A 21186-nucleotide genomic window follows, 5' to 3' on the forward strand; every position below is an offset into this window, starting at 1 on the left:
GCGTCGCGCGTCGCTTGTTTGGCTCGGCCAAACGGTGCTCCTCACTCGTTGCCCTACGAGCAGTTTCGGACATTCGCATGTGCGTTCCATACGGAAACGGTCCCCAAGCTCGATCGGACTCAACGAGTAGCCGGCCGGCACGATGCCATGCGTCGCGCGGCAGGCGGTTGCGACTGTAGCGCAATTCGCGCGCCTGCGTCCTTTCGAAACCCGTACGGCACGGGCGAGCGGGGCAATATGTCGCAGTTGACGCGGCGGCCTGCGTGGTGTCCGCGCAGCTCCGGTTTCGCCCATCTGGACGCGCAGGCGCGGTAAGATGCGCACAACTCCATTCGCGCAGCGGCGGCCGGCATGTGCCGGCTGCCCCTCAAACTATCGAATCGATGCAATCCGTTCCGGCTTCCCTGTCCCTGACCGATACCGCGTTCTTCTTCGACTTCGACGGCACGCTCGTCGAACTGGCGCCGACGCCCGACAGCATTCGTGTTCCGCCGTCGCTGCTGACGCTGCTCGACGAATTGTCGCGCCGCTCGCACGGCGCGGTCGCGATCGTGTCCGGGCGCGGCATCGACAACCTTGACACGTTCCTGAAGATGCCCGGCTTGCCGATCGCCGGCCTGCACGGCGCGGAGCGCCGCGATGCGAACGGCGACACGCAGCGCATCGGCTTCAACGACGAGCGCCTGCTGCGCATCGAGCGCGAGCTCGCGGACGTTGTCGACCGCCATCCGGGCATGCTGCTCGAGATCAAGGGCGCGGCCGTCGCGCTGCATTTTCGCAATGCGCCCGAGCGCGAGGCGGTGGCGCGCGAAGCGGCCGAGCGCCTCGTCGCCGACTATGCGGATGCGTACGTGCTGCAACCCGGCAAGATGGTGTTCGAGATCAAGCCGAAGGGCGTCGACAAGGGTCGCGCGCTGGCCGCGTTCCTCGACGAGCCGCCCTTTGCGGGCCGCGTGCCGCTGTTCGCGGGCGACGATCTGACCGACGAGAAGGGCTTCGCGGTGGTCAACGCGCGCGGCGGCCTGTCGATCAAGGTCGGTGCGGGCGAGACGTCCGCGCGCATGCGGCTCGATTCGGTCGACGCATTGCATGAGCAGATCGCATGCTGGCTCGGCGCGGGGCAGCCGCACGCATGAGCCGGCTCATCATCGTTTCAAACCGCGTCGCGCCGATTTCGGAAGGCGAACCGGCGGCGGGCGGCCTCGCGATCGGCGTCTACGACGCGCTGAAGGAAACCGGCGGCATGTGGTTCGGCTGGAGCGGCGAAGTGGTCGCATCCGGCGCACCGCAGCCGCAAATCCGCATCGAGGAGCGCGGGCCCGTGACGTTCGCGACGGTCGGGCTGTCGCGCCGCGATTACGACCAGTATTACCGCGGGTTCTCCAACGCGACGCTGTGGCCCGCGTTCCATTACCGCGCGGACCTGATCCAGTACGATCGCCACGAGTTCGACGGCTATCGCCGTGTCAACGTCTGGCTCGCGCAGCAGCTCGTGCCGCTGCTGCAGGACGACGACGTGATCTGGGTGCACGACTATCACCTGATTCCGTTCGCGCGCGCGTTGCGCGACGCCGGCGTGAAGAACCGTATCGGCTTCTTCCTGCACATCCCGTTTCCGGCCGCGCAGGTGCTCGTCAACGTGCCGCCGCACCGCGAGCTCGTCGAGTCGCTGTGCGCGTTCGATCTGCTGGGCTTCCAGACCGGGCCCGATCTGCGCGCGTTCTGCGACTACGTCGAGTTCGAGGCGGACGGCGAAGTCGAGCACGACGGGCACACGGTGCGCGTACGCGCGTTCGGCCAGACGCTGCGCGCGGCCGCCTATCCGATCGGCGTCTATCCGGACGAGATCGCGTCGCTCGCGCAGGCGGGCGAGCACGGCAAGGCGGTGCGCACGCTCGCGACGTCGCTGCGCGGGCGGCAACTGATCATGAGCGTCGACCGGCTCGATTATTCGAAGGGGCTCGTCGAACGATTCCGTGCGTTCGAGAAGCTGCTCGAGCACCAGGCGTCGATCCGCAACCGCGTGTCGTTCCTGCAGATCGCGCCGTCGACGCGTGCGGACCTGCGTGCGTACCAGGACATCCGCCTGCAGCTGGAAGCGGAGTCGGGGCGTATCAACGGGCGCTACGCGGAGCTCGACTGGGCGCCGATCCTCTACATTCACCGTCAGTACGACCGTCAGGTGCTGGCCGCGCTGTACCGGCTCGCGCGCGTGGGTTTCGTGACGCCGCTGCGCGACGGGATGAACCTCGTCGCGAAGGAATACGTGTCCGCACAGAATCCGGACGATCCGGGCGTGCTAGTGCTATCGCGTTTCGCAGGCGCCGCGCGCGAGCTCGCGGGCGCGCTGATCGTCAATCCGATCGATATCGACGGAATGGCCGATGCGCTGTCGCAGGCGCTGACGATGCCGCTCGCCGAGCGGCGCGCGCGCTATGCGGACATGATCGCGCAGCTTCGCGAGAACAACGTGTCGGTGTGGCGGGACAATTTCCTGCGCGATCTGCAGCAGGTCTGATCCGTTCCGTTGCTGTCGGCGCAATTGAAAAAGCCGCCGTGCGAGAAGCACGGCGGCTTTTTTCGTCGGCGCGATGCCGGCGCGTCAGGCTACGCGTTCGCCGGTCGGCGCGTTGCCGTCGGGGGCCGCATGATGGCGGCCATGCTGCTTCGCGAGCAGGTCGCGATACAGGCCGGGGCGGCTGCGCAGCACGTCGGGCGGGCCGTCGTCGATCACCTTGCCGTTGTTCATCACGATGATGCGGTCGAAGTTGCGCAGCGTCGACAGGCGGTGCGCGATCGCGATCACCGTGCGGCCGACCATCAGGCGGTCGAGCGCGCTCTGGATCGCTTCCTCGGACGCACTGTCGAGCGCCGACGTCGCTTCGTCGAGCAGCAGGATCGGCGCATCCTTCAGGATCGCGCGCGCGATCGCGATGCGCTGGCGCTGGCCGCCCGACAGCTTGACGCCGCGGTCGCCGACGATCGTGTCATAGCCTTCCGGCATCGCTTCGATGAACTCCGCGCAGCGCGCGTCGCGCGCGGCGGCGAGCACTTCGTCGCGGGTCGCGTCGGGGCGGCCGTACGCGATGTTGTCGTAGATCGTCCGGTGCAGCAGCGAGATGTCCTGCGGCACTAGCGCGATCGCGTGGCGCAGGCTGTCCTGCGTGATGCCCTTCACGTCCTGGCCGTCGACCTTCACCGCGCCGTCCTGCGTGTCGTAGAAGCGCTGCAGCAGCGCGAGCACGGTCGACTTGCCGGCGCCCGACTTGCCGATCAGGCCGACGCGCTGGCCCGGTTCGATATGAAGGTCGAAGTGGTCGAGGATCGCGCGGCGGTGCGGGTATGCGAACGTCACGCGCTCGAAGTCGACGCGCCCGCCCTTGGCCGACAGCGGCTGCGCGTCCGAGCGGTCCGGCATGCCGTGCGGTTCGAGCAGCGTCTTCACGGCTTCGGACAGGCGTGCGACGTGCTGGGTGACGTCGACGAGCGCGACCGCGAGATCGCGCGTGCCGTGCAGGATCGTGAAGCCGAGCGAGCTGACGAGCACGATGTCGCCCGACGTCGCGCGGCCTTGATCCCACAGCCACAGCGCCCAGCCGAGCAGGCCGGCGGACAGCATCGCGGTGATCACCGCATGCAGCAGCCGCAGCTTTTCGAGATAGAGCAGGCTCTGCTGGCGCGCATCCATCTCGGCCTTCACCGTCGCGCTGAAGCGCTTCTGTTCGCGCAGCGTCATCCCGAACGCGCGCACAAGGCCCATGTTGCCGATCACGTCGACGAGCTCGCCGTCGACCGCCGCGGCCTTCGCCGCGAACGCATGGTGGCGCGCGGAGCCGCGGCCGGCGAGCTTGAACAGGATGACGGACAGCACGGCCGAGCAGCCGAGCAGGCCGGCCGCCATCAGCGGATTGACGACGATGATCATCAGGATCGCGCCCATCACCGCGATGCACGGCGGCAGCACGTTCCACGCCATCGTGTTCTCCGACGTGTAGACCGCGTTCGACGTGGCCGTGATGCGGCTGGCGAGCGTGCCCGGCTGCTTCTCCGAGTAATACGTCGGCGAATGGCCGATCAGATACTGGAACAGGTCGCGCCGCAGGTCGCCCGTGACCGCGACGAACGTGTGCGCGGCGACCCAGCCGCCGACGCGCCACAGCAGGTTGTCGGCCGCGATCAGCCCGACGAGCAGCGCGAACGCGCTCCACAGCGGGCCCGGGTGATGGCGTCCGGTCGCCAGCACGTCGATCAGGTGCTTGATCGCATATTGCGAGCCGAGCGCGCAGCCGACGGCGGCCAACACGCTGCAGAGCACGACCAGGTGCGCGACGGGGTGGAGGCGGATGTAGCGGAACAGGAACGCGATCGGCCGGTGCGCGTAGCTCGACAGCTTCGCGTTGTGGGCGTTGCGCTGGGCGGGGGTGAGAGATTCCAAAATATGCGTGCGGTGATTCGGTGAGTGAGCGAGGCGGCTGGGTCGCAGGCCGGCGTTCGCCCGGACTGAATAATCCGGCATTGTAAACAACGCCGCGCGTCGCGCTGCGCGAATCTTGCCTTGGCCAGGGGCTCGCGCTCGATTTTGAGATAAAATCCGGCATCCCGTCCTGTGTCGTATGCCGGAATCGCGCTGCCGGCAGCTGCGGGTTAACAAGGATCGCCAAAACGGCCTTCCACTCTAGAACGGACGCCCGAGTCCGCGGGTTGCAAAGTGTTGCGCCTTTGTAACAAAGTAAAGTGTTTGAAATGTCGTGCGCCGTATCGGGATTAACCCTAGATAATCGGCTCCGGGTTCGATTCCAGGTTTTTTTACGAACCCCTGTCAACGGGTCTTCGTTTCAAACGTTCTATGCCTGTCGCGTCGCCGACGCTCCTTGAGCAGCGCGGGTTTCGACGCTCCCGGCAGGCCGATTCGTCCGATGTTCGGGCGACGCGCAGCCAGCCCGGACCGCCGGCAGGTTGCCGACCCATACCTGGTTTTTTGCCGATTTTTTAGGAGTTACGCATGCGAATCGCCCAAATCGCTCCGTTGCACGAAGCGGTGCCCCCGAAACTGTACGGTGGTACCGAGCGAGTGGTGTCCTACCTCACCGAAGCACTCGTCGAGATGGGGCATGACGTCACGCTCTTCGCGAGCGGCGATTCGCAAACGTCCGCGAAGCTCGAAGCGTGCTGGCCGCAGGCGCTGCGCCTCGACCCGACGATCCGCGACGTGATGGCTCCGCACATGCTGCTCCTCGAGCAGGTGCGCCGCCGCGCGGAAGAGTTCGATGTCCTGCACTGCCACATCGACTATTACCCGTTCTCGCTGTTCTCGCGCCAGCCGGTCCCGCATCTGACGACGATGCACGGCCGTCTCGACCTGCCGGAACTGCAGCCGATCTTCAATGCGTTCAGCGACGTGCCGGTCGTGTCGATCTCCGACAACCAGCGCATTCCGCTGCCGCAGGCGAACTGGCTGTCGACCGTCTATCACGGCCTGCCGGAAAACCTGCTGACGCCGATCCCGAACGTGAAGCCGAGCTACCTCGCGTTCCTCGGCCGCATCTCGCCGGAGAAGCGCGTCGACACGGCGATCCGCATCGCCGAGCAGGCCGGCCTGCCGATCAAGATCGCCGCGAAGCTCGACAAGGCCGACCGCGCGTACTACGAAGAGAAGATCAAGCCGCTGTTCGCGCTGCCGCACGTCGAGTACATCGGCGAAATCAGCGAGGCGGAGAAGACCGAATTCCTCGGTAACGCGCATGCGCTGCTGTTCCCGATCGACTGGCCGGAGCCCTTCGGCCTGGTGATGATCGAGGCGATGGCCTGCGGCACGCCGGTGATCGCGTTCAAGCGCGGCTCGGTGCCGGAAGTGATCGACAACGGCGTGTCGGGCTTCGTCGTCGAAGACGAGCTGTCGGCCGTTGCCGCGCTCAAGCGTCTCGACACGCTGCCGCGCGAGAAGGTTCGCGCCGCGTTCGAAGCCCGTTTCTCGTCGAAGGTGATGGCGCAGAATTACGTGAAGGGCTACGAGGAACTGCTGCGCCAGAAGCGCCGCACGGTGCTCCGCGAAGTCAACGCAAGCTGATTGCGGGCCGCCGCCGCGCGGCCGTCACGACGCCCCGTCCGGGTTTTCCGGCGGGGCGTTGTCACATCTGCGGCGCGGATCTGTTGTATTCTCGCCGCGCCCGGCGCCGCGAACGGCCCCCGAAGCGGCCCGCCACGCCATCCGGCCATCTGTCCAGACGGTAATGTCCCTATAATGGCCGTGCCGTGAAATCCGGCCGGTACGAATATCCAGAGGAGAGCAGTCTTGGCGAGAACGAAAACCACGCGCGCAGCGCCGGCCCCCGGCGCCGGTGTGATCTTCGCGTTGCGCGCGATCGGTCTCGTGCTGCTCGCGCGCTGGCTGTTCTCGATGTCCCAGATGGGCTATCGCTCGTCGCTGTCGGCGATGGTGTCGTCGCCGTGGGCATTCGTCTACCTGATCCTGATCTTCCTGCTGCTCGCGTTGCCCGGCGCCGCCGCACGGGCCGAGCGCCCGTTCCATCCGCTGCCGCAGTGGCTGCGCCAGGCGCTGCGCGCGTTCGCGCTGATCGGTCTCCTGTTCGCCGTGTGGTCGATCGGTGCATTCACGTGGGCGGCCGGCTGGCGCCGCGCGCTGCATGCGGTGACGGCGACCAACGGCTGGCTCGTCGCCGCGCCGGCGCTGTACGCGGCGATCGTCTGGATCTGCCGGCCCCGGCCGCTGTGGCGGACCAACGTGGCCGCGCGCCGCTTCGCGGTCGGCCGGTATGCGATTTCGCTCGACGTGCTGACGCGTACCGCGATCGTCTGGATGGAAAGTCGCAAGGTCGGCCAGTACGACGCGCGCGAGCTGTCGGTGCGCTGGCCCGGCCACGCGGCGCTCGCCGCGGGCGAGCAGGGCGCGCAGCCGGCGGTCGTGCCGCCGCGCCGCGGCAGCCTGTTCAATCGGCCGAAGGTCGAGTTGCTGTGGGATTCGCCGGCGGCGGTCGGTCACAACCGGCAGACCGTGATGCGCACGCCGCTCGCGACCGAAGGCGACCGCGTCGCGGTGCTCGCGCTCGACGCGGCGCTCAAGCAGATCGTCTGACAGGGCTCGCGCACCGGGCGCGGGCGACAAGGAGGCGCGATGATCGTCCATTGGTTGCTGGCCGCCATTCACCTGAGTGCGTTCGGTGTCGCGTTTGCCGCGATCGCGGGGCGCAACCGCGCGTTGCGCCGGCTCGTCGCTTCGGCGCAGGCAGCCGATTTGTCGGGCGTGTTCAAGGCCGATGCGGTCTGGGGGCTGTCCGCGCTCGTGCTGATCGCGACGGGCCTTGCACGCGCGTTCGGCGGTTTCGAGAAAGGGACCGCTTACTACCTGCACGAACCGCTCTTTCACCTGAAGATGACCGCGCTCGTGCTGATCCTGCTGCTCGAGATCGCGCCGATGCTGGGGCTGATCCGCTGGCGTGTCGCCGCGCGGCGGCAGCAGATGCCCGATATCGGCCGTGCGCGCACTTATGTGCGGATCGGCCACTGGCAGGCGGTGCTGGTGATCGTCATCGTGTTCGCCGCGTCGGGGATGGCGCGGGGGGTAGGGGCGCCCGGCTAGGGACGCCCGGTTAGGGACGATTGGTCAGCCGGGTGAAGCCACGCAAGTCCGGCATGGCGACAACCATCCGGATCCCGTCCCACTCGCGAGGCGTTTCGAGCCCGGCGCCAGCCGGACCGGCCGCGCACGGCGTCGTGCCCGCCGATTCCCGTCCGACCGGGCGGTTCCGCCGCCCGGCTCGCCCATGCTCAGCGCACGAGGCAGGGGCGCTTGTTGTTGAACGTCCAGCCCGGGATCAGATACTGCATCGCCGCCGCGTCGTCGCGGGCGCCGAGGCCGTGCTGCTTGTACAGCTCGTGCGCGCGCGCGACCGCATCCATGTCGATGTCGACGCCGAGCCCCGGCCGCTTCGGCACTTCCACCAGCCCGTTCTCGATCTTCAGCGGCTCGCGCGTCAGCCGTTCGCCGTCCTGCCAGATCCAGTGCGTATCGATCGCGGTGACCTGGCCCGGCGCCGCGGCTGCGACGTGCGTGAACATCGCGAGCGACACGTCGAAGTGGTTGTTCGAATGCGAACCCCACGTGAGGCCCCAGTCGCGGCACATCTGCGCGACCCGCACCGACCCCTGCATCGTCCAGAAGTGCGGATCGGCGAGCGGGATGTCGACGGCGTGCAACTGCACCGCATGGCCCATCTGCCGCCAGTCGGTCGCGATCATGTTGGTTGCCGTCGGCAGCCCCGTCGCGCGGCGGAATTCGGCCATCACCTCGCGGCCCGAATAACCGTTCTCCGCGCCGCAAGGATCTTCCGCATACGCGAGCACGTGATGCTGGTCGCGGCACAGCCGCACGGCCTCGTCGAGCGACCAAGCGCCGTTCGGATCGAGCGTCACGCGCGCGTCGGGAAAGCGCTCGGCGAGCGCCGTCACGGCTTCGATCTCGCGTGCCCCCTCGAATACGCCGCCCTTCAGCTTGAAGTCGTTGAAGCCGTAGCGCGCGTGCGCGGCTTCGGCGAGTCGCACGACGGCTTCGGGCGTCAGCGCGGCTTCGTCGCGCACGCGCGTCCAGTCGTCGGTTGCGCCGCGGCCGTCGCGGTAGGGCAGCGCGGTCTTCGTGCGATCGCCGATGTAGAACAGGTAGCCGAGCATTTCGACGCGCTCGCGCTGCTGGCCTTCGCCGAGCAGCGCGGCGACCGGCACGCCCAGATGCTGGCCGAGCAGGTCGAGCAGCGCGGCTTCGAGCGCGGTGACCGCGTGGATCGTCGTGCGCAGGTCGAAGGTCTGCAGCCCGCGGCCGCTCGCGTCGCGGTCGGCGAAGGTGCGCCGCACGTCGTTGAGCACCGCATGATGGTTGCCGATCGATTGGCCGACGACCAGTGCGCGCGCGTCGTCGAGCGTGCGGCGGATGCTTTCGCCGCCGGGCACTTCGCCGACGCCCGTGCGGCCCGCGCTGTCCTTCAGGATCACGAGGTTGCGAGTGAAGAACGGGCCGTGCGCGCCGCTCAGGTTGAGCAGCATGCTGTCGTGGCCGGCGACCGGAATCGCTTGCAGGTCGACGATGCGCGGCGTGTCGTGGGAGGGCGAGGCAGTGACGGCGTTCATGGGCGGCGATGGCGAAAGAGTGGGCGATGCCGTGCGGCAAAAGCTTTGCCGCGCGCGGCGGGAGGTGCGATCATTCGACAACCGACGTGCGCGGCGCGCAAGCCCGCACGTCGACGCAACCCCGGAACGGGGTGAGGGCGACAGCCGGCCGGTGGCGCGCAGAACGCGAACGCGGGTCGATCGTCGCGCACGGGACCGGGCGTGCCGAACAGCCGACCTGAGTCGACAGGAGATCCGTGCGCCGATCATCAGTCGTCGGATGACTTGTGACGCAGTATAATGAATCATCGGCTTTCGCTCAAACCCCGCGTAAACCCTCGGCTCACATTACGATCATTCAAAAAGGAACCGGCCACATGTCCGTGCCTACGCTTCCCGCAGCGCCGCGCCGTCGCGCACGCAGCCTCGCACAAGATGTCGTCGACGCGCTGACCGCGCAGATCGAAAACGGCACGCTGCGTCCCGGCGACAAGCTGCCGACCGAAACCGAAGTCATGGCGGCACAGGGCGTGAGCCGCACGGTCGTGCGCGAGGCGATCTCGCGGATGCAGGCGAGCGGCCTCGTCGAGACGCGCCACGGCATCGGCAGCTTCGTGCTGGAGCCGTCGCGCCGCCAGACGCTCGGCATCGATCCCGCGACGATCACGACGCTGCGCGACGTGCTCGCGGTGCTGGAGTTGCGCATCAGCCTCGAAAGCGAGTGCGCAAGCCTCGCTGCACAGCGCGCGAACGATACCGACCTCGCCGCGCTGCGGCGCGCGCTCGACGCGATCGCGACGGGCGCGGGCAGCGGCCGCGACACCGCGCAACTCGATTTCCAGTTCCACCTGCAGATCGCCCAGTCCACCGGCAACCGCTATTTCGTCGACATCATGACGCAGCTCGGCACGTCGATCATCCCGCGCACGCGCGTGAATTCGGCGCGCTTTGCCGGCGACGACCTCGAGCGCTACGTCGGCCGGCTGAACCACGAGCACGAGGACATCTACGAGGCGATCGCGCGCCACGACCCGGAAGCCGCCCGCGCCGCGATGCGCACGCACCTCACGAACAGCCGCGAGCGGCTGCGCCGCGCGCACGAGGCAGCCGAGGCCGAGGCCGGCTGACCGTCAAGTCTCGCGGGACGCGCATGGCTGCGTGTCCCGCCGCATCAACATCAGTCGTCGTACAAGATTGGCATGACCGCCTCGATCTCGGCGGCCGCGCGGCGTTTCCGCCGCCGGCCGCCTCCTTCGCCGATCAGCCTCCCTTCGTCACGATCGTTTTCCACGCGCCGTTCTTCACCTGGTACAGCGTCGACATCCCGCTCTTCAGCGAGCCGTCGTTCGAGAACGAGATACGGCCGGTCACGCCTTCGAAGTCGATCTTCTTGAGCGCCGGGCGATAGGCCTTCGGGTCGGTCGAACCGGCCGCCTGCATCGCCTTGATCGCCGCCCACGCGGCGTCGTAGCCGAACTGCGCGTACGACAGCACGTCGACGCCGAAGCGCTTCTTGAAGCGCGCCTCGAAGTCCTTCCCCTGTGGCAGTTCGTCGAGCGGCCGGCCATATTCCCACGCCATCGCGCCTTCGGCGGCCGGCCCCGCGATCTTGATGAATTCGTTGTCCTTCACGCCGCCGCCGCCGACGAACTGCGCGTTCAGCCCGAGCTGCCGCATCTGCTTGATGAAGTTCGCGGCGAGCGAATCGAGGCCGCCGAAGAAGATCAGGTCGGGGTTCTTGGCCTTCAGGCTCGTGATCTGCGCGCGGAAATCGACCGCCTGGTTGCTGGTGAACTCGCGGCCGATGAGGTTGCCGCCCGCGGCTTTCACCGCCTTCTCGAATTCGTCGGCCTCGCCTTGGCCGAACGCCGTGCGGTCGTCGATGATCGCGATGCGCTTCGCCTTCGTCACGTCGACCGCGTACTTGCCCGCGTTGCCGGCATTCTGGCCGTCGGTCGCGATCACCATGAACATGTTCGCGAGCCCGCGCGACGTGAGCGTCGGATTGGTCGCGGCCGGGTCGATCACCGGAATGCCGGCCTTGTCGTAGACCACCGACGCCGGGATCGTCGTCCCCGAGTTGAAGTGACCGACCACGACCGACACGTTCTGGTCGACCAGCGCCTGCGCGGCCTGCACGCCGATGCGTGGGTCGGCCTGGTCGTCCTGCACGACGAGATTGAAACGGGCAGGCTTGCCGGCGATCTGCACCTTCTGCGCGACCGCATCGTCGAGCGCGAGTTGTACGCCGTTTTGCAGATCCTTGCCGTAGCCGGCGTTCACGCCGGTGAGCGGCGCGGCGAAGCCGACTTTCACGTCGGTTGCGTCGGCAGCCTGGGCGGCCTGTTGCGAGAGGAGGGCAAGCGCGGATGCAATCGACACCGACAGCAGGGAATGACGGAATTTCATGTTGTTCCTCTTGTTCGACACCTGCGAGTGGGTACCGCACGCGTTCGGGCGGGCCGGCGCGTGCGACGGGCGGGCGGTTCGACCGCTTCTCGGAATCGGGCGGGGAGGTCGGCATCGCGATTCTCGGAAACATCTCCCGTCAGGCTCCGCGAAGAGCCCCGATTGCCTCGATATATAGGTCGCCGATATGCACGGGTCTTGGAAATTTGCCGCGCATTCGATGCGGATTTGCGCATAGCTTCCGCGCGTGCGCAGGCGGCCGGTATCGGGAATTTCCCGTCGCGAACGGAACGGGTGGGGAGGAAAGGGGGCGGAGCGGGGCAACGCAGCGGCGCGGCCCGCCCGGGGCCGCGCCGCGTAGGGCCGACGTCAGTCGGACAGGGCGTCCGATGCGGCCTCGGCGTCGTCGTGCGACGCGCTTGTGCGGATCAGCGGGTCGCTGGTGCTCGGGCGGCCCGTTTCGACGTGGCCCGCGAAGCGGCGCAGGAAGCCGAGCAGCCGGCCGTCGCTGACGGTCAGGTCGTACCAGCCGTGGCTGCCGCGCAGGTCCCAGTAATCGTCGACGTGCGCGCCCGGCGCGAGGTCGAACGTGCGCGCGTGGCCGTGGCCGTACGCGTTCGTGACCTTGAGCCGCACGGCCTTGTGGCCGCGGTTCATCAGGCGCAGCGTGATGTTGCCGTTCGCAACGTCGTAGCCGTAGATCACTTCGGGGTTCACGTTCGCGCTGCCGACACCGGTCGCGAACGGGCCGCGGAAATGGCAGTAGAAGCCGTTTGGGCCGTACACGTCGAGGTCGTACAGGCCGAGCGACGCGGCGGCGCTCCACGTGTCGGCGACGCGCTTGCCGGCTTCGACCGTGTACGCCCACGGGCCGTCGACGCGATTGCGCGACTGGACCTGGAACGCCGCGCCTGCCCGGCCGGTGTTCGCGAAGGTCAGCCGGAACTGGCCGTTCGCGGCTTCGACGCGACCGTGCACGAACAGCTCGTACGGCAGCGCACGCGCCGGACGCAGCCCGGCCTCCTGTTTCGGCAGCTTCTGCAGCACTGGCGGCACCGGGATGTAGTCGGGATGGCGCGCGCGGTCGGGCGGCGCGTAGCCGCTCGTGTCGGGCAGCGTCGGCCAGGCGGCGTCCGCGGTCGCGAAGTCGAACGCCGACGTCAGGTCGCCGCACACCGCGCGACGCCACGGCGACACGTTGGCGGCCGTGACCGGATATTGCGCGCCGAACCGCGCCTCGATGAATTGCAGCAGCGACGTGTGATCGAAGGTCTGCGAGCAGACCCAGCCGCCCTTGGTCCACGGCGACACGACGAGCATCGGCACGCGCGGCCCCAGGCCGTACGGGCCGGCCATGTGCGATGCGTCGCCGGCGTACACCTCGTTGGTCGTCGCGACCGTCGACAGCCCGTTGTCGCGCGACTGCGGCGCGAACGGCGGGGGCACGTGATCGAAGAAGCCGTCGTTTTCGTCGTACGTGATGAAGAGCGCGGTCTTGCTCCACACGTCGGGATTCGACACGAGCACCTTCAACACCTGCTCGATGTACCACGCGCCGTAGTTGGCGGGCCAGTTCGGATGCTCGGAATACGCTTCCGGCGCGCAGATCCACGACACCTGCGGCAGCGTGCCGTTCTTCACGTCCTGCTGCAGCACGTCGAACAGCGTGCCGCCGGCGCTGACGTTGGTGCCGGTGCGCGCCTTGTCGTACAGCGGCGTGCCGGGCAGCGCGGTGCGGTACTGGTTGAAGTAGAGCAGCGAGTTGTCGCCGTAGTTGCCGATGTACGGGTTTTGCGTCCAGCCCCACGAGCCGTTCGCGTCGAGCCCGGTGCCGATGTCCTGGTAGATCTTCCACGACACGCCGGCCTGTTCGAGCACTTCCGGATAGGTCGTCCAGCCGTAGCCCTTTTCGTCGTTGCCGAGCACCGGGCCGCCGCCCGTGCCGTCGTTGCCGACGTAACCCGTCCACATGTAGTAGCGGTTCGGGTCGGTCGAGCTCGGGATCGCGCAGTGGTATGCGTCGCAGATCGTGAACGCGTCGGCGAGCTGGTAGTGGAACGGGATGTCGTCGCGCTTCAGGTACGCCATCGTCGTGGTGCCCTTGTTCGGCACCCACTGGTCGTAGCGGCCCTTGTTCCAGGCCGCGTGCATGTCCTGCCAGCCGTGCGGCAGGTCCTGCAGGAACTGCAGGCCGAGCTTGTCGGCGCCCGGGTGGAACGGCAGCAGTTCGGCCGGGCCGACCGGCTGGTGAAACACCGACTTGCCGTTCGCGAGGCGCAGCGGGCGCGGGTCGCCGAAGCCGCGGACACCGCGCATCGTGCCGAAGTAGTGGTCGAACGAACGGTTCTCCTGCATCAGGATCACGATGTGTTCGATATCGCGGATCGTGCCGGTGCGGCGGTTCGCGGGAATCGCGAGCGCATCTCGGATCACGGGCGGGAACAGGTTCAGCGCGGCGGCGCCGGCAGTGCCGGCGGCGACGCGCAGGAAGTCACGACGGTTCGATCGGGTCATGGTCGTTATCGTGCGGAAAAGGGGGAGCCGATTGGCGGGACCTGCGGGAACGGCACGCGCCGGAGCGCAGGATGCGGCTGCGCCGGTTCGTGCCGCCGCGAGCATAGCGAGGAATCGGTGTCATTCATGTGAAGTCCGGAAACGTTTGCACGCGTGGATCGGATTGCCGCCGGCTGCGCGCCGCGGTACGAACGGCGAAGAAGCGGCGACGGGCGAGGCGGGTGAGGCAGGTGAGGCGGGTGAGGCGGGTGAGGCGGGTGAGGCGGGTGAGGCGGGTGAGGCGGGTGAGGCGGGTGAGGCGGGTGAGGCGGGTGAGGCGGGTGAGGCGGTGAGGCAGGTGAGGCGGGTGAGGCGGGTGAGGCGGGTGAGGCGGTGAGGCAGGTGAGGCGGGTGAGGCGGGTGAGGCGGGTGAGGCGGGTGAGGCGGTGAGGCGGTGAGGCGGTGAGGCGGTGAGGCGGTGAGGCGGTGAGGCGGGTGAGGCGGGTGAGGCGGGTGAGGCGGTGAGGCAGGTGAGGCGGGTGGCGCGTGGCACGCCGGAGGAGCGGGGAGCGGCGGGATGGCTGCGGGGACGGCAGAGGACGCAGAGCGGCGGCGGCGAGGAACGCGATGCGTACGCGTCAGGCGTCGGTCACCCACGCGCCGAACCATTCGCTCGGCCGTGCGATTTCGTCCTGCGCGGCGACGAGTTCGAGCTCGTAGCGACGGGCGTCGTAGGTGGCCTTCACGACCGCATGCACGGCCGCGAGCGTGTGCTCGAACGCGGCGCGCACCGAGTCGCCGCGCAGCCGGCACGCGACGAAGATCGCGCTGGTCAGGTCGCCGACGCCGACCGGATGGCGCGGAAACGCATACAGCGGCCGCTGGCCGATCCACGCTTCGGTTTCGGTGACGGCGAGCATGTTGAAACGGTCGGCCGGGCTGTTGCGGTCGTGCAGGTGCTTGACGAGGATGATCTTCGGGCCGCGGCGGATCAGCGCGCGGCACGCGTCGACGGCTTCGGCGACGGTCTCGATGCGCCGCCCGGCGAGCTTCTGCAGTTCGGAGTGGTTCGGCGACATGCCGTCCGCGAGCGCGGGCATCTCCTGGACGATGAATTCCTCGACGCCGGGCTCGGGCCGGATGCCGCCCGTCTGGCCCATCGCCGGATCGCAGAAGTACCACGCGTTCGGATTCATCGCCTTCACCGAGCGCACGATCTCGACGGCCGCGCGCGCCTGCGGCGGCGAGCCGAGAAAGCCGGACAGCACCGCGTCGCAACGCTTGAGCGCGCCGATGGCGGCGACGCCGTCGACGAGCTGTTCCATCTTCGCGGCATCGATCGCGCTGCCGGCCCAGTGGCCGTACTGCATGTGATTCGACAGCTGGACGGTGTTGAGCGGCCAGACGTTGATGCCGAGACGCTGCATCGGGAACACGGCCGCACTGTTGCCGGCATGGCCGTAGATGACGTGCGACTGAATGCTGAGGACGTTTTTCATGGGAATTCGCCTGCACGCGTTTCAGGGTCACGTCACACGATACCCGAGTTCGTCGTACGCGCGGAAGTCGCGCGGCCCGGAGTGTTGCGCGTCGTCGTCACGCGACCGCGTAGAATCGCGGGGCGCGACGCAGCAAGGCTGCAGCCCGACTGCCCGCGCGTGTCTCCAATCACCGTGATCGCCATGCTTTCGATTTGCAAGATGTTGTCCGTCGCGCGCGCCGCCGTGCTCGGCGCGAGCGCCGCCGCCGCGTGCGCGATGCCCGTTGCGACCGTCGCCGCGACGACCGCCGCCAACGACGGGCCCGCGTACGGCCCGCGCCTCGAAGGGTTCGCGTATCCGGCGCCCGTGCACGCATACGCGTTCGTGTCGCAGCGCGAAACCCTCGAGATGGCGTACCTCGACGTGCAGCCCGCGCACCCGAACGGCCGCACCGTCGTGCTGCTGCACGGCAAGAACTTCTGCGCGGCGACCTGGGAGGACACGATCGGCGTGCTGAGCCGCGCCGGCTACCGCGTGATCGCGCCGGACCAGATCGGTTTCTGCAAGTCGTCGAAGCCCGAGCGCTACCAGTACAGCTTCCAGCAACTCGCGCGCAACACGCACGCGCTGCTCGAATCGGTCGGCGTGAAGTCGGCGACGATCCTGGGCCACTCGACGGGCGGGATGCTCGCGATCCGCTACGCGCTGATGTATCCGAAGGCGACCGACCAGCTCGTGCTCGTGAACCCGATCGGCCTCGAGGACTGGAAGGCGCTCGGCGTGCCGCCGCTGTCGGTCGACTACTGGTATGCGCGCGAACAGAAGACCACGGCCGACGGCATCCGCCGCTACGAGCAGAGCACGTACTACGCGGGCAAGTGGTCGCCGTCGTACGAGCGCTGGGTGCAGATGCTCGCCGGGATGTATCGCGGCCCCGGCCGCGACGCGGTCGCGTGGAACTCCGCGCTGATCTACGACATGATCCTCACGCAGCCGGTGGTCTACGAATTCGGCGCGATCCGCGTGCCGACGCTGTTGATGATCGGCGACAAGGACACGACCGCGATCGGCAAGGACGTCGCGCCGCCCGACGTGCACGCGAAGCTCGGCCGCTATCCGGAACTCGCGAAGCGCACGCAGGCCGCGATTCCCGGCGCGCAGCTCGTCGAATTCCCGGCGCTCGGACACGCGCCGCAGATCCAGGACCCGGACGCGTTCCACAAGGCGCTGCTCGACGGGCTGGACGCCGTGCACCCGCAGTGATGCGGGGCAGGCGGCCGGCCGCGCCCGGTCGGGCCGTCAGCTTGCTTCGTTCGCGAGCTCGTCGCGGATCTGCGCGGTCAGCTCGAACGAGCGCAGCCGCGCGGCATGATCGTAGATCTGCGCGGTGACGATCAGCTCGTCGGCCCCCGTCTGCGCGATACGGTCGCGCAGCTTGTCGCGCACCGTGTCGCGCGAGCCGACCGCCGCGAACGACAGCGAATGCGCGACGGTCGCGAGTTCGAGTTCGCTCGCCTCGAGCACGTCGACGGGCGGCGGCAGCTTGCCCGGCGTGCCGCGCCGCAGGTTGATGAACTGCTGCTGCAACGACGTGAACAGGCGCCGCGCCTCGTCGTCGGTGTCGGCCGCGAACACGTTGACGCCGACCATCGCATGCGGCTTCGGCCATGCGGCCGACGGCCGGTACTGCGCGCGATAGATCTCGAGCGCCCGCATCAAATAGTCCGGCGCGAAGTGCGACGCGAACGCGAACGGCAGTCCGAGCATCGCCGCGAGCTGCGCGCTGAACAGGCTCGACCCGAGCAGCCACACCGGAACGTCGAGCCCGGCGCCCGGCACCGCCCGCACGCGCTGGCCGGGTACCGGCTCCGCGAAGTAGCGCTGCAACTCCGCGACGTCGTCCGGGAACGAGTCTGCGCTGCCGACCAGGTCGCGGCGCAGCGCGCGAGACGTGGTCTGGTCGGTGCCGGGCGCGCGGCCGAGGCCGAGGTCGATGCGCCCCGGATACAGCGACGCGAGCGTGCCGAACTGCTCGGCGATCACGAGCGGTGCATGGTTCGGCAGCATGATGCCGCCCGAGCCGACCCGGATCGTCTGCGTGGCGCCCGCGACGTGGCCGATCACGACGGCGGTGGCCGCGCTCGCGATCCCCGGCATGTTGTGATGCTCGGCCAGCCAGTAGCGCCGGTAGCCCCAGCGCTCCGCGTGCTGCGCGAGGTCGACGGTGTTACGGAACGCTTGCGAGGCGTCGGCGCCGGCCGGAATGGGGGCGAGATCGAGTACGGAAAACGGTGTCATCGGAAGACCTTCGAAACGGGGTGGCGTGGTGATGCGATTACGCAACAGACGCCAAGGATTTTGCCAAAGGGTTCCGGAACGTGCTGGCGGCGCGCGGATACCCATGCGCCTTACAGGGGCGCAGGGTTGCTCGCGACGATCGTTGCAAAAATCGAACCAATCGCCGATTAATTACCAAACTTTACGGCGATTGGAAGTGATACCGCATCGACATACAAATTTGCACGAAACGTTTGATTTTCAAGACTGCAATACGCCTGCAAAGTGCTTACGCTAATGTGAACGTGGCCGGGCCGATCCGGTTCGTCGACCGCTCAGCTTTGCCGGAATTGCACTAGTCCGTTTCTCGTAGCGCCGAGCGCGGGGCAGCGCGGACTGCTAAAATCCGGCGCCTGCCCATGTTGTGCCGATGGAGCCATTCGAGTCTTCCCGCATGCCGTCCTTGCGCTGCGCGGGGATACGCCACGCGAAGCCGGGCATGGCCGAACCCGAACAACGGGTCGTGCCTCCCCATTACAGACGCTGCTGGAACAAGGAGTCGGGTCGTGCCCGCGTTCGTCGTTGTCGGAAAACCGCATCACGCTCAATCGCGCTCGCGCGCTTGCCATGGCGCCCAGGTCGTCGGGAGGCGTCGCGCATGACGCCCACCGTCACGCTGCTCGACTGGCTCCTGATCGCGTTCACGCTGGCCGCGGCCGGCTATGCGCTCGTCGCGGCCTTCGCGCCGCGGCCGCGCATGCCGCGCACGGCGGTGCGCGACGGCTTCGAGCCGGTCAGCGTGCTCAAGCCGCTGTGCGGCGCCGAGCCGCACCTGTACGAAAACCTCGCGACTTTCTGCGTGCAGCGCCATCCGCGCTATGAGGTGCTGTTCGGCGTCGCATCGTCCGCCGATCCGGCGATCGCCATCGTCGAGCGGCTGCGCGCCGATCATCCGGAGTGCGACATCACGCTCGTGATCGACGCGCGCGTGCATGGCAAGAACCTGAAGGTCAGCAACCTGATCAATCTCGCCGAGCGCGCGAAATACGGCCGCATCGTGATCGCGGACAGCGACATCGCGGTCGAGCCCGACTATCTGGAGCGCGTGACGGCGCCGCTCGCCGACGCGTCGGTCGGGGTCGTCACGTGCCTGTATCATGCGCGCAGCGTCGGCGGCTTCTGGACGCGGATCGGCGCCCAGTTCGTCGACGCCTGGTTCGCGCCGTCGGTGCGGATCACGCATCTCGGCCGTTCGAGCCGCTTTGGCTTCGGCGCGACGCTCGCGCTCACGCGCGACACGCTCGACCGGATCGGCGGTCTCGTCGCGCTGAAGGACGAGCTGGCCGACGATTTCTGGCTGGCCGAGCTGCCGCGCCGCCTCGGGCGGCGCACCGTGCTGTCGGAGGTCGAGGTCGCGACCGACGTGATCGAACCGTCGTTCGGGCCGCTATGGCACCGCGAGACGCGCTGGCTGCGCACGATTCGTTCGCTGAACCCGGCCGGCTTCGCGTTCCTGTTCATTACGTTTACCGTGCCGTGGCTCGCGATCGGCGCGGCGCTCGCATTGCGCCTCGACGGCACCGTCGCCGGCTGGCTGGCGGGCGGAGCGGCCGCGGTCGGCGCATTCGGGCGGCTCGTGCTGCATGCGCGCGGCGAGGACGGCTGGCGCGCGTTCTGGCGCGACCTGCCGCTCGTCGCGGTGCGCGATACGCTGCTCGCGCTCGAGTGGCTCGCGGCCGTGTTCGGCACGCACGTCGTGTGGCGCGGCGCGAGGATGACGGTCGTCGGCGGCGAACGCGCGGCGGCCGCCGTGGAAGCAGTGGACGGCCGCTAGGGCCGTCGATCGAACCGGCCCGCGGGCCGAGACGCGTCGCACGGCGAAGCCGCGCGGCGCGACATGACGGAGAGGCGGGCGCCCGCATGGCGGCCCGCGATTTTTGACTGAATCGTTGCAACGAAACGAACTATGCAGGCTACCGGAGCATTCATGAAAACGCTGTTCTTGCAGGCCCCTTCGTATGACGGCTTCGACGGCGGAGCCGGCTCGCGCTATCAGGCGAAGCGCGAAATCCGTTCCTTCTGGTATCCGACCTGGCTCGCGCAGCCGGCCGCGCTCGTGCCGGGCAGCCGCGTCGTCGACGCGCCGGCCGACGGCCTGTCGGTCGAGGAGACGCTGAAGATCGCCAACGACTACGATCTCGTGATCATCCACACGAGCACGCCGTCGTTCCCGACCGACGCGATGTTCGCGCAGGATCTCAAGAAGATGAAGCCGTCGATGCTGGTCGGCATGGTCGGCGCGAAAGTGATGGTCGATCCGCACAACTCGCTCACGGCGAGCGACGCCATCGACTTCGTGTGCCGCGAGGAGTTCGACTACACCTGCAAGGAACTCGCCGAAGGCAAGCCGTTCGCCGAGATCAAGGGCTTGAGCTGGCGCGCGAAGGACGGTTCGATCGAGCACAACGAAGCGCGTCCGATCCTCGAGAACATGGACGAACTGCCGTTCGTCGCGCCCGTCTACAAGCGCGACCTGAAGATCGACAACTACTTCATCGGCTATCTGAACTATCCGTACGTGTCGATCTACACGGGCCGCGGCTGCAAGTCGCGCTGCACGTTCTGCCTGTGGCCGCAGACGGTCAGCGGCCATCGCTACCGCACGCGCTCGGTCGAGAACGTGCTCGCGGAAGCGAAGTGGATCCGCGACAACATGCCGGAAGTGAAGGAACTGATGTTCGACGACGACACCTTCACCGACGACCTGCCGCGCGCGGAAGCCATCGCGATCGGTCTGGGCAAGCTCGGCATGACCTGGTCGTGCAACGCGAAGGCGAACGTGCCGTACAAGTCGCTGAAGGTGATGAAGGAGAACGGCCTGCGCCTGCTGCTGGTCGGCTTCGAATCGGGCGACGACCAGATCCTCGTGAACATCAAGAAGGGCGTGCGCACCGATTTCGCGCGCCGCTTCAGCGCGGACTGCAAGAAGCTCGGCATCAAGATCCACGGCACCTTCATCCTCGGCCTGCCGGGCGAGACGCAGGAGACCATCAAGAAGACGATCGAGTACGCGAAGGAAATCAACCCGCACACGATCCAGGTCTCGCTCGCCGCGCCGTATCCGGGCACGACGCTCTACAAGCAGGCCGTGGAAAACGGCTGGATGGAAGAGAACAAGACCATCAACCTGGTGAGCAAGGAAGGCGTGCAGCTTGCTGCGATCGGCTATGCGCATCTGTCGCGCGACGAGATCTATCACCATCTCGAGCAGTTCTATCGCGAGTTCTACTTCCGTCCGTCGAAGATCTGGGAGATCGTGCGCGAGATGCTGACGAGCTGGGACATGATGAAGCGTCGCCTGCGCGAAGGCGTCGAGTTCTTCCGCTTCCTGCGCGCGCACGAGGCCTGA

At 67.9% G+C, this 21186-nt stretch carries 15 protein-coding genes; 9 read left to right on the forward strand and 6 right to left on the reverse strand.

All coding sequences use genetic code 11. The features are described 5' to 3' along the window. Positions 1-383 precede the first annotated feature (383 nt). Positions 384-1136: a trehalose-phosphatase gene (gene otsB, locus WS54_RS18880; RefSeq protein ID WP_034206805.1), complete on the forward strand. Its 753-nt coding sequence runs from the start codon at positions 384-386 to the stop codon at positions 1134-1136. Next, entirely contained in the window at positions 1133-2518 is a 1386-nt protein-coding gene (otsA, locus tag WS54_RS18885; protein WP_059782133.1) for an alpha,alpha-trehalose-phosphate synthase (UDP-forming), read from the forward strand. The genes otsB and otsA overlap by 4 nt, the downstream gene beginning before the upstream one ends. Before the next feature lie 84 nt (positions 2519-2602). On the opposite strand, the gene WS54_RS18890 is transcribed toward otsA, so the two are convergent. Next, a complete protein-coding gene (locus WS54_RS18890) occupies positions 2603-4435 on the reverse strand; it encodes an ABC transporter ATP-binding protein (protein WP_059782135.1) in 1833 nt (610 codons plus the stop codon). 567 nt (positions 4436-5002) lie between these two features. On the opposite strand from WS54_RS18890, the gene WS54_RS18895 reads away from it, so the two are divergent. From WS54_RS18895 to WS54_RS18905, 3 genes are all read left to right on the forward strand, one after another. Then, complete coding sequence (locus WS54_RS18895; RefSeq protein WP_034186533.1) at positions 5003-6067, forward strand: glycosyltransferase family 4 protein; 1065 nt, start codon at positions 5003-5005, stop codon at positions 6065-6067. A 225-nt stretch (positions 6068-6292) separates the two neighbouring features. Next, complete coding sequence (locus WS54_RS18900; protein WP_059782136.1) at positions 6293-7093, forward strand: hypothetical protein; 801 nt, start codon at positions 6293-6295, stop codon at positions 7091-7093. 39 nt (positions 7094-7132) lie between these two features. After that, positions 7133-7597, forward strand: coding sequence for a DUF2214 family protein (locus tag WS54_RS18905; RefSeq protein ID WP_059782138.1), 465 nt, complete (start codon positions 7133-7135; stop codon positions 7595-7597). A 188-nt stretch (positions 7598-7785) separates the two neighbouring features. Here WS54_RS18905 and gudD read toward each other — a convergent pair whose 3' ends face one another. Further along, a complete protein-coding gene (gudD, locus tag WS54_RS18910) occupies positions 7786-9138 on the reverse strand; it encodes a glucarate dehydratase (RefSeq protein WP_034206810.1) in 1353 nt (450 codons plus the stop codon). A 356-nt stretch (positions 9139-9494) separates the two neighbouring features. Here gudD and WS54_RS18915 point away from each other — a divergent pair, with 356 nt between their 5' ends. Continuing rightward, a complete protein-coding gene (locus WS54_RS18915) occupies positions 9495-10244 on the forward strand; it encodes a FadR/GntR family transcriptional regulator (RefSeq protein WP_034206811.1) in 750 nt (249 codons plus the stop codon). A gap of 133 nt (positions 10245-10377) precedes the next feature. Here WS54_RS18915 and WS54_RS18920 read toward each other — a convergent pair whose 3' ends face one another. The 3 genes from WS54_RS18920 to pdxY all read right to left on the reverse strand — a co-directional run bounded on the left by WS54_RS18920 (position 10378) and on the right by pdxY (position 15518). Further along, positions 10378-11526, reverse strand: a complete 1149-nt coding sequence (locus tag WS54_RS18920) for a branched-chain amino acid ABC transporter substrate-binding protein (protein ID WP_059782139.1) — start codon at positions 11524-11526, stop codon at positions 10378-10380. 369 nt (positions 11527-11895) lie between these two features. Continuing rightward, positions 11896-14040 (reverse strand): phosphocholine-specific phospholipase C, encoded by a 2145-nt coding sequence (locus WS54_RS18930; RefSeq protein WP_059782141.1) that lies wholly within the window; start codon positions 14038-14040, stop codon positions 11896-11898. A gap of 617 nt (positions 14041-14657) precedes the next feature. Beyond that, complete coding sequence (pdxY, locus tag WS54_RS18940) at positions 14658-15518, reverse strand: pyridoxal kinase PdxY (RefSeq protein ID WP_034206814.1); 861 nt, start codon at positions 15516-15518, stop codon at positions 14658-14660. Positions 15519-15701: 183 nt separating this feature from the next. Between pdxY and WS54_RS18945 the strand changes: the two genes are divergently transcribed. Beyond that, a complete protein-coding gene (locus WS54_RS18945) occupies positions 15702-16763 on the forward strand; it encodes an alpha/beta fold hydrolase (RefSeq protein ID WP_034206815.1) in 1062 nt (353 codons plus the stop codon). A gap of 36 nt (positions 16764-16799) precedes the next feature. Here WS54_RS18945 and WS54_RS18950 read toward each other — a convergent pair whose 3' ends face one another. Beyond that, a complete protein-coding gene (locus tag WS54_RS18950) occupies positions 16800-17798 on the reverse strand; it encodes an LLM class flavin-dependent oxidoreductase (protein WP_034206816.1) in 999 nt (332 codons plus the stop codon). 637 nt (positions 17799-18435) lie between these two features. On the opposite strand from WS54_RS18950, the gene hpnI reads away from it, so the two are divergent. Both hpnI and hpnJ read left to right on the forward strand, forming a co-directional pair. Continuing rightward, a complete protein-coding gene (gene hpnI / locus WS54_RS18955; RefSeq protein ID WP_034206817.1) occupies positions 18436-19611 on the forward strand; it encodes a bacteriohopanetetrol glucosamine biosynthesis glycosyltransferase HpnI in 1176 nt (391 codons plus the stop codon). 132 nt (positions 19612-19743) lie between these two features. Continuing rightward, complete coding sequence (gene hpnJ, locus WS54_RS18960; RefSeq protein WP_306453921.1) at positions 19744-21186, forward strand: hopanoid biosynthesis associated radical SAM protein HpnJ; 1443 nt, start codon at positions 19744-19746, stop codon at positions 21184-21186.

This window comes from Burkholderia sp. NRF60-BP8, from assembly GCF_001522585.2.
Classification (GTDB): Bacteria; Pseudomonadota; Gammaproteobacteria; order Burkholderiales; family Burkholderiaceae; genus Burkholderia.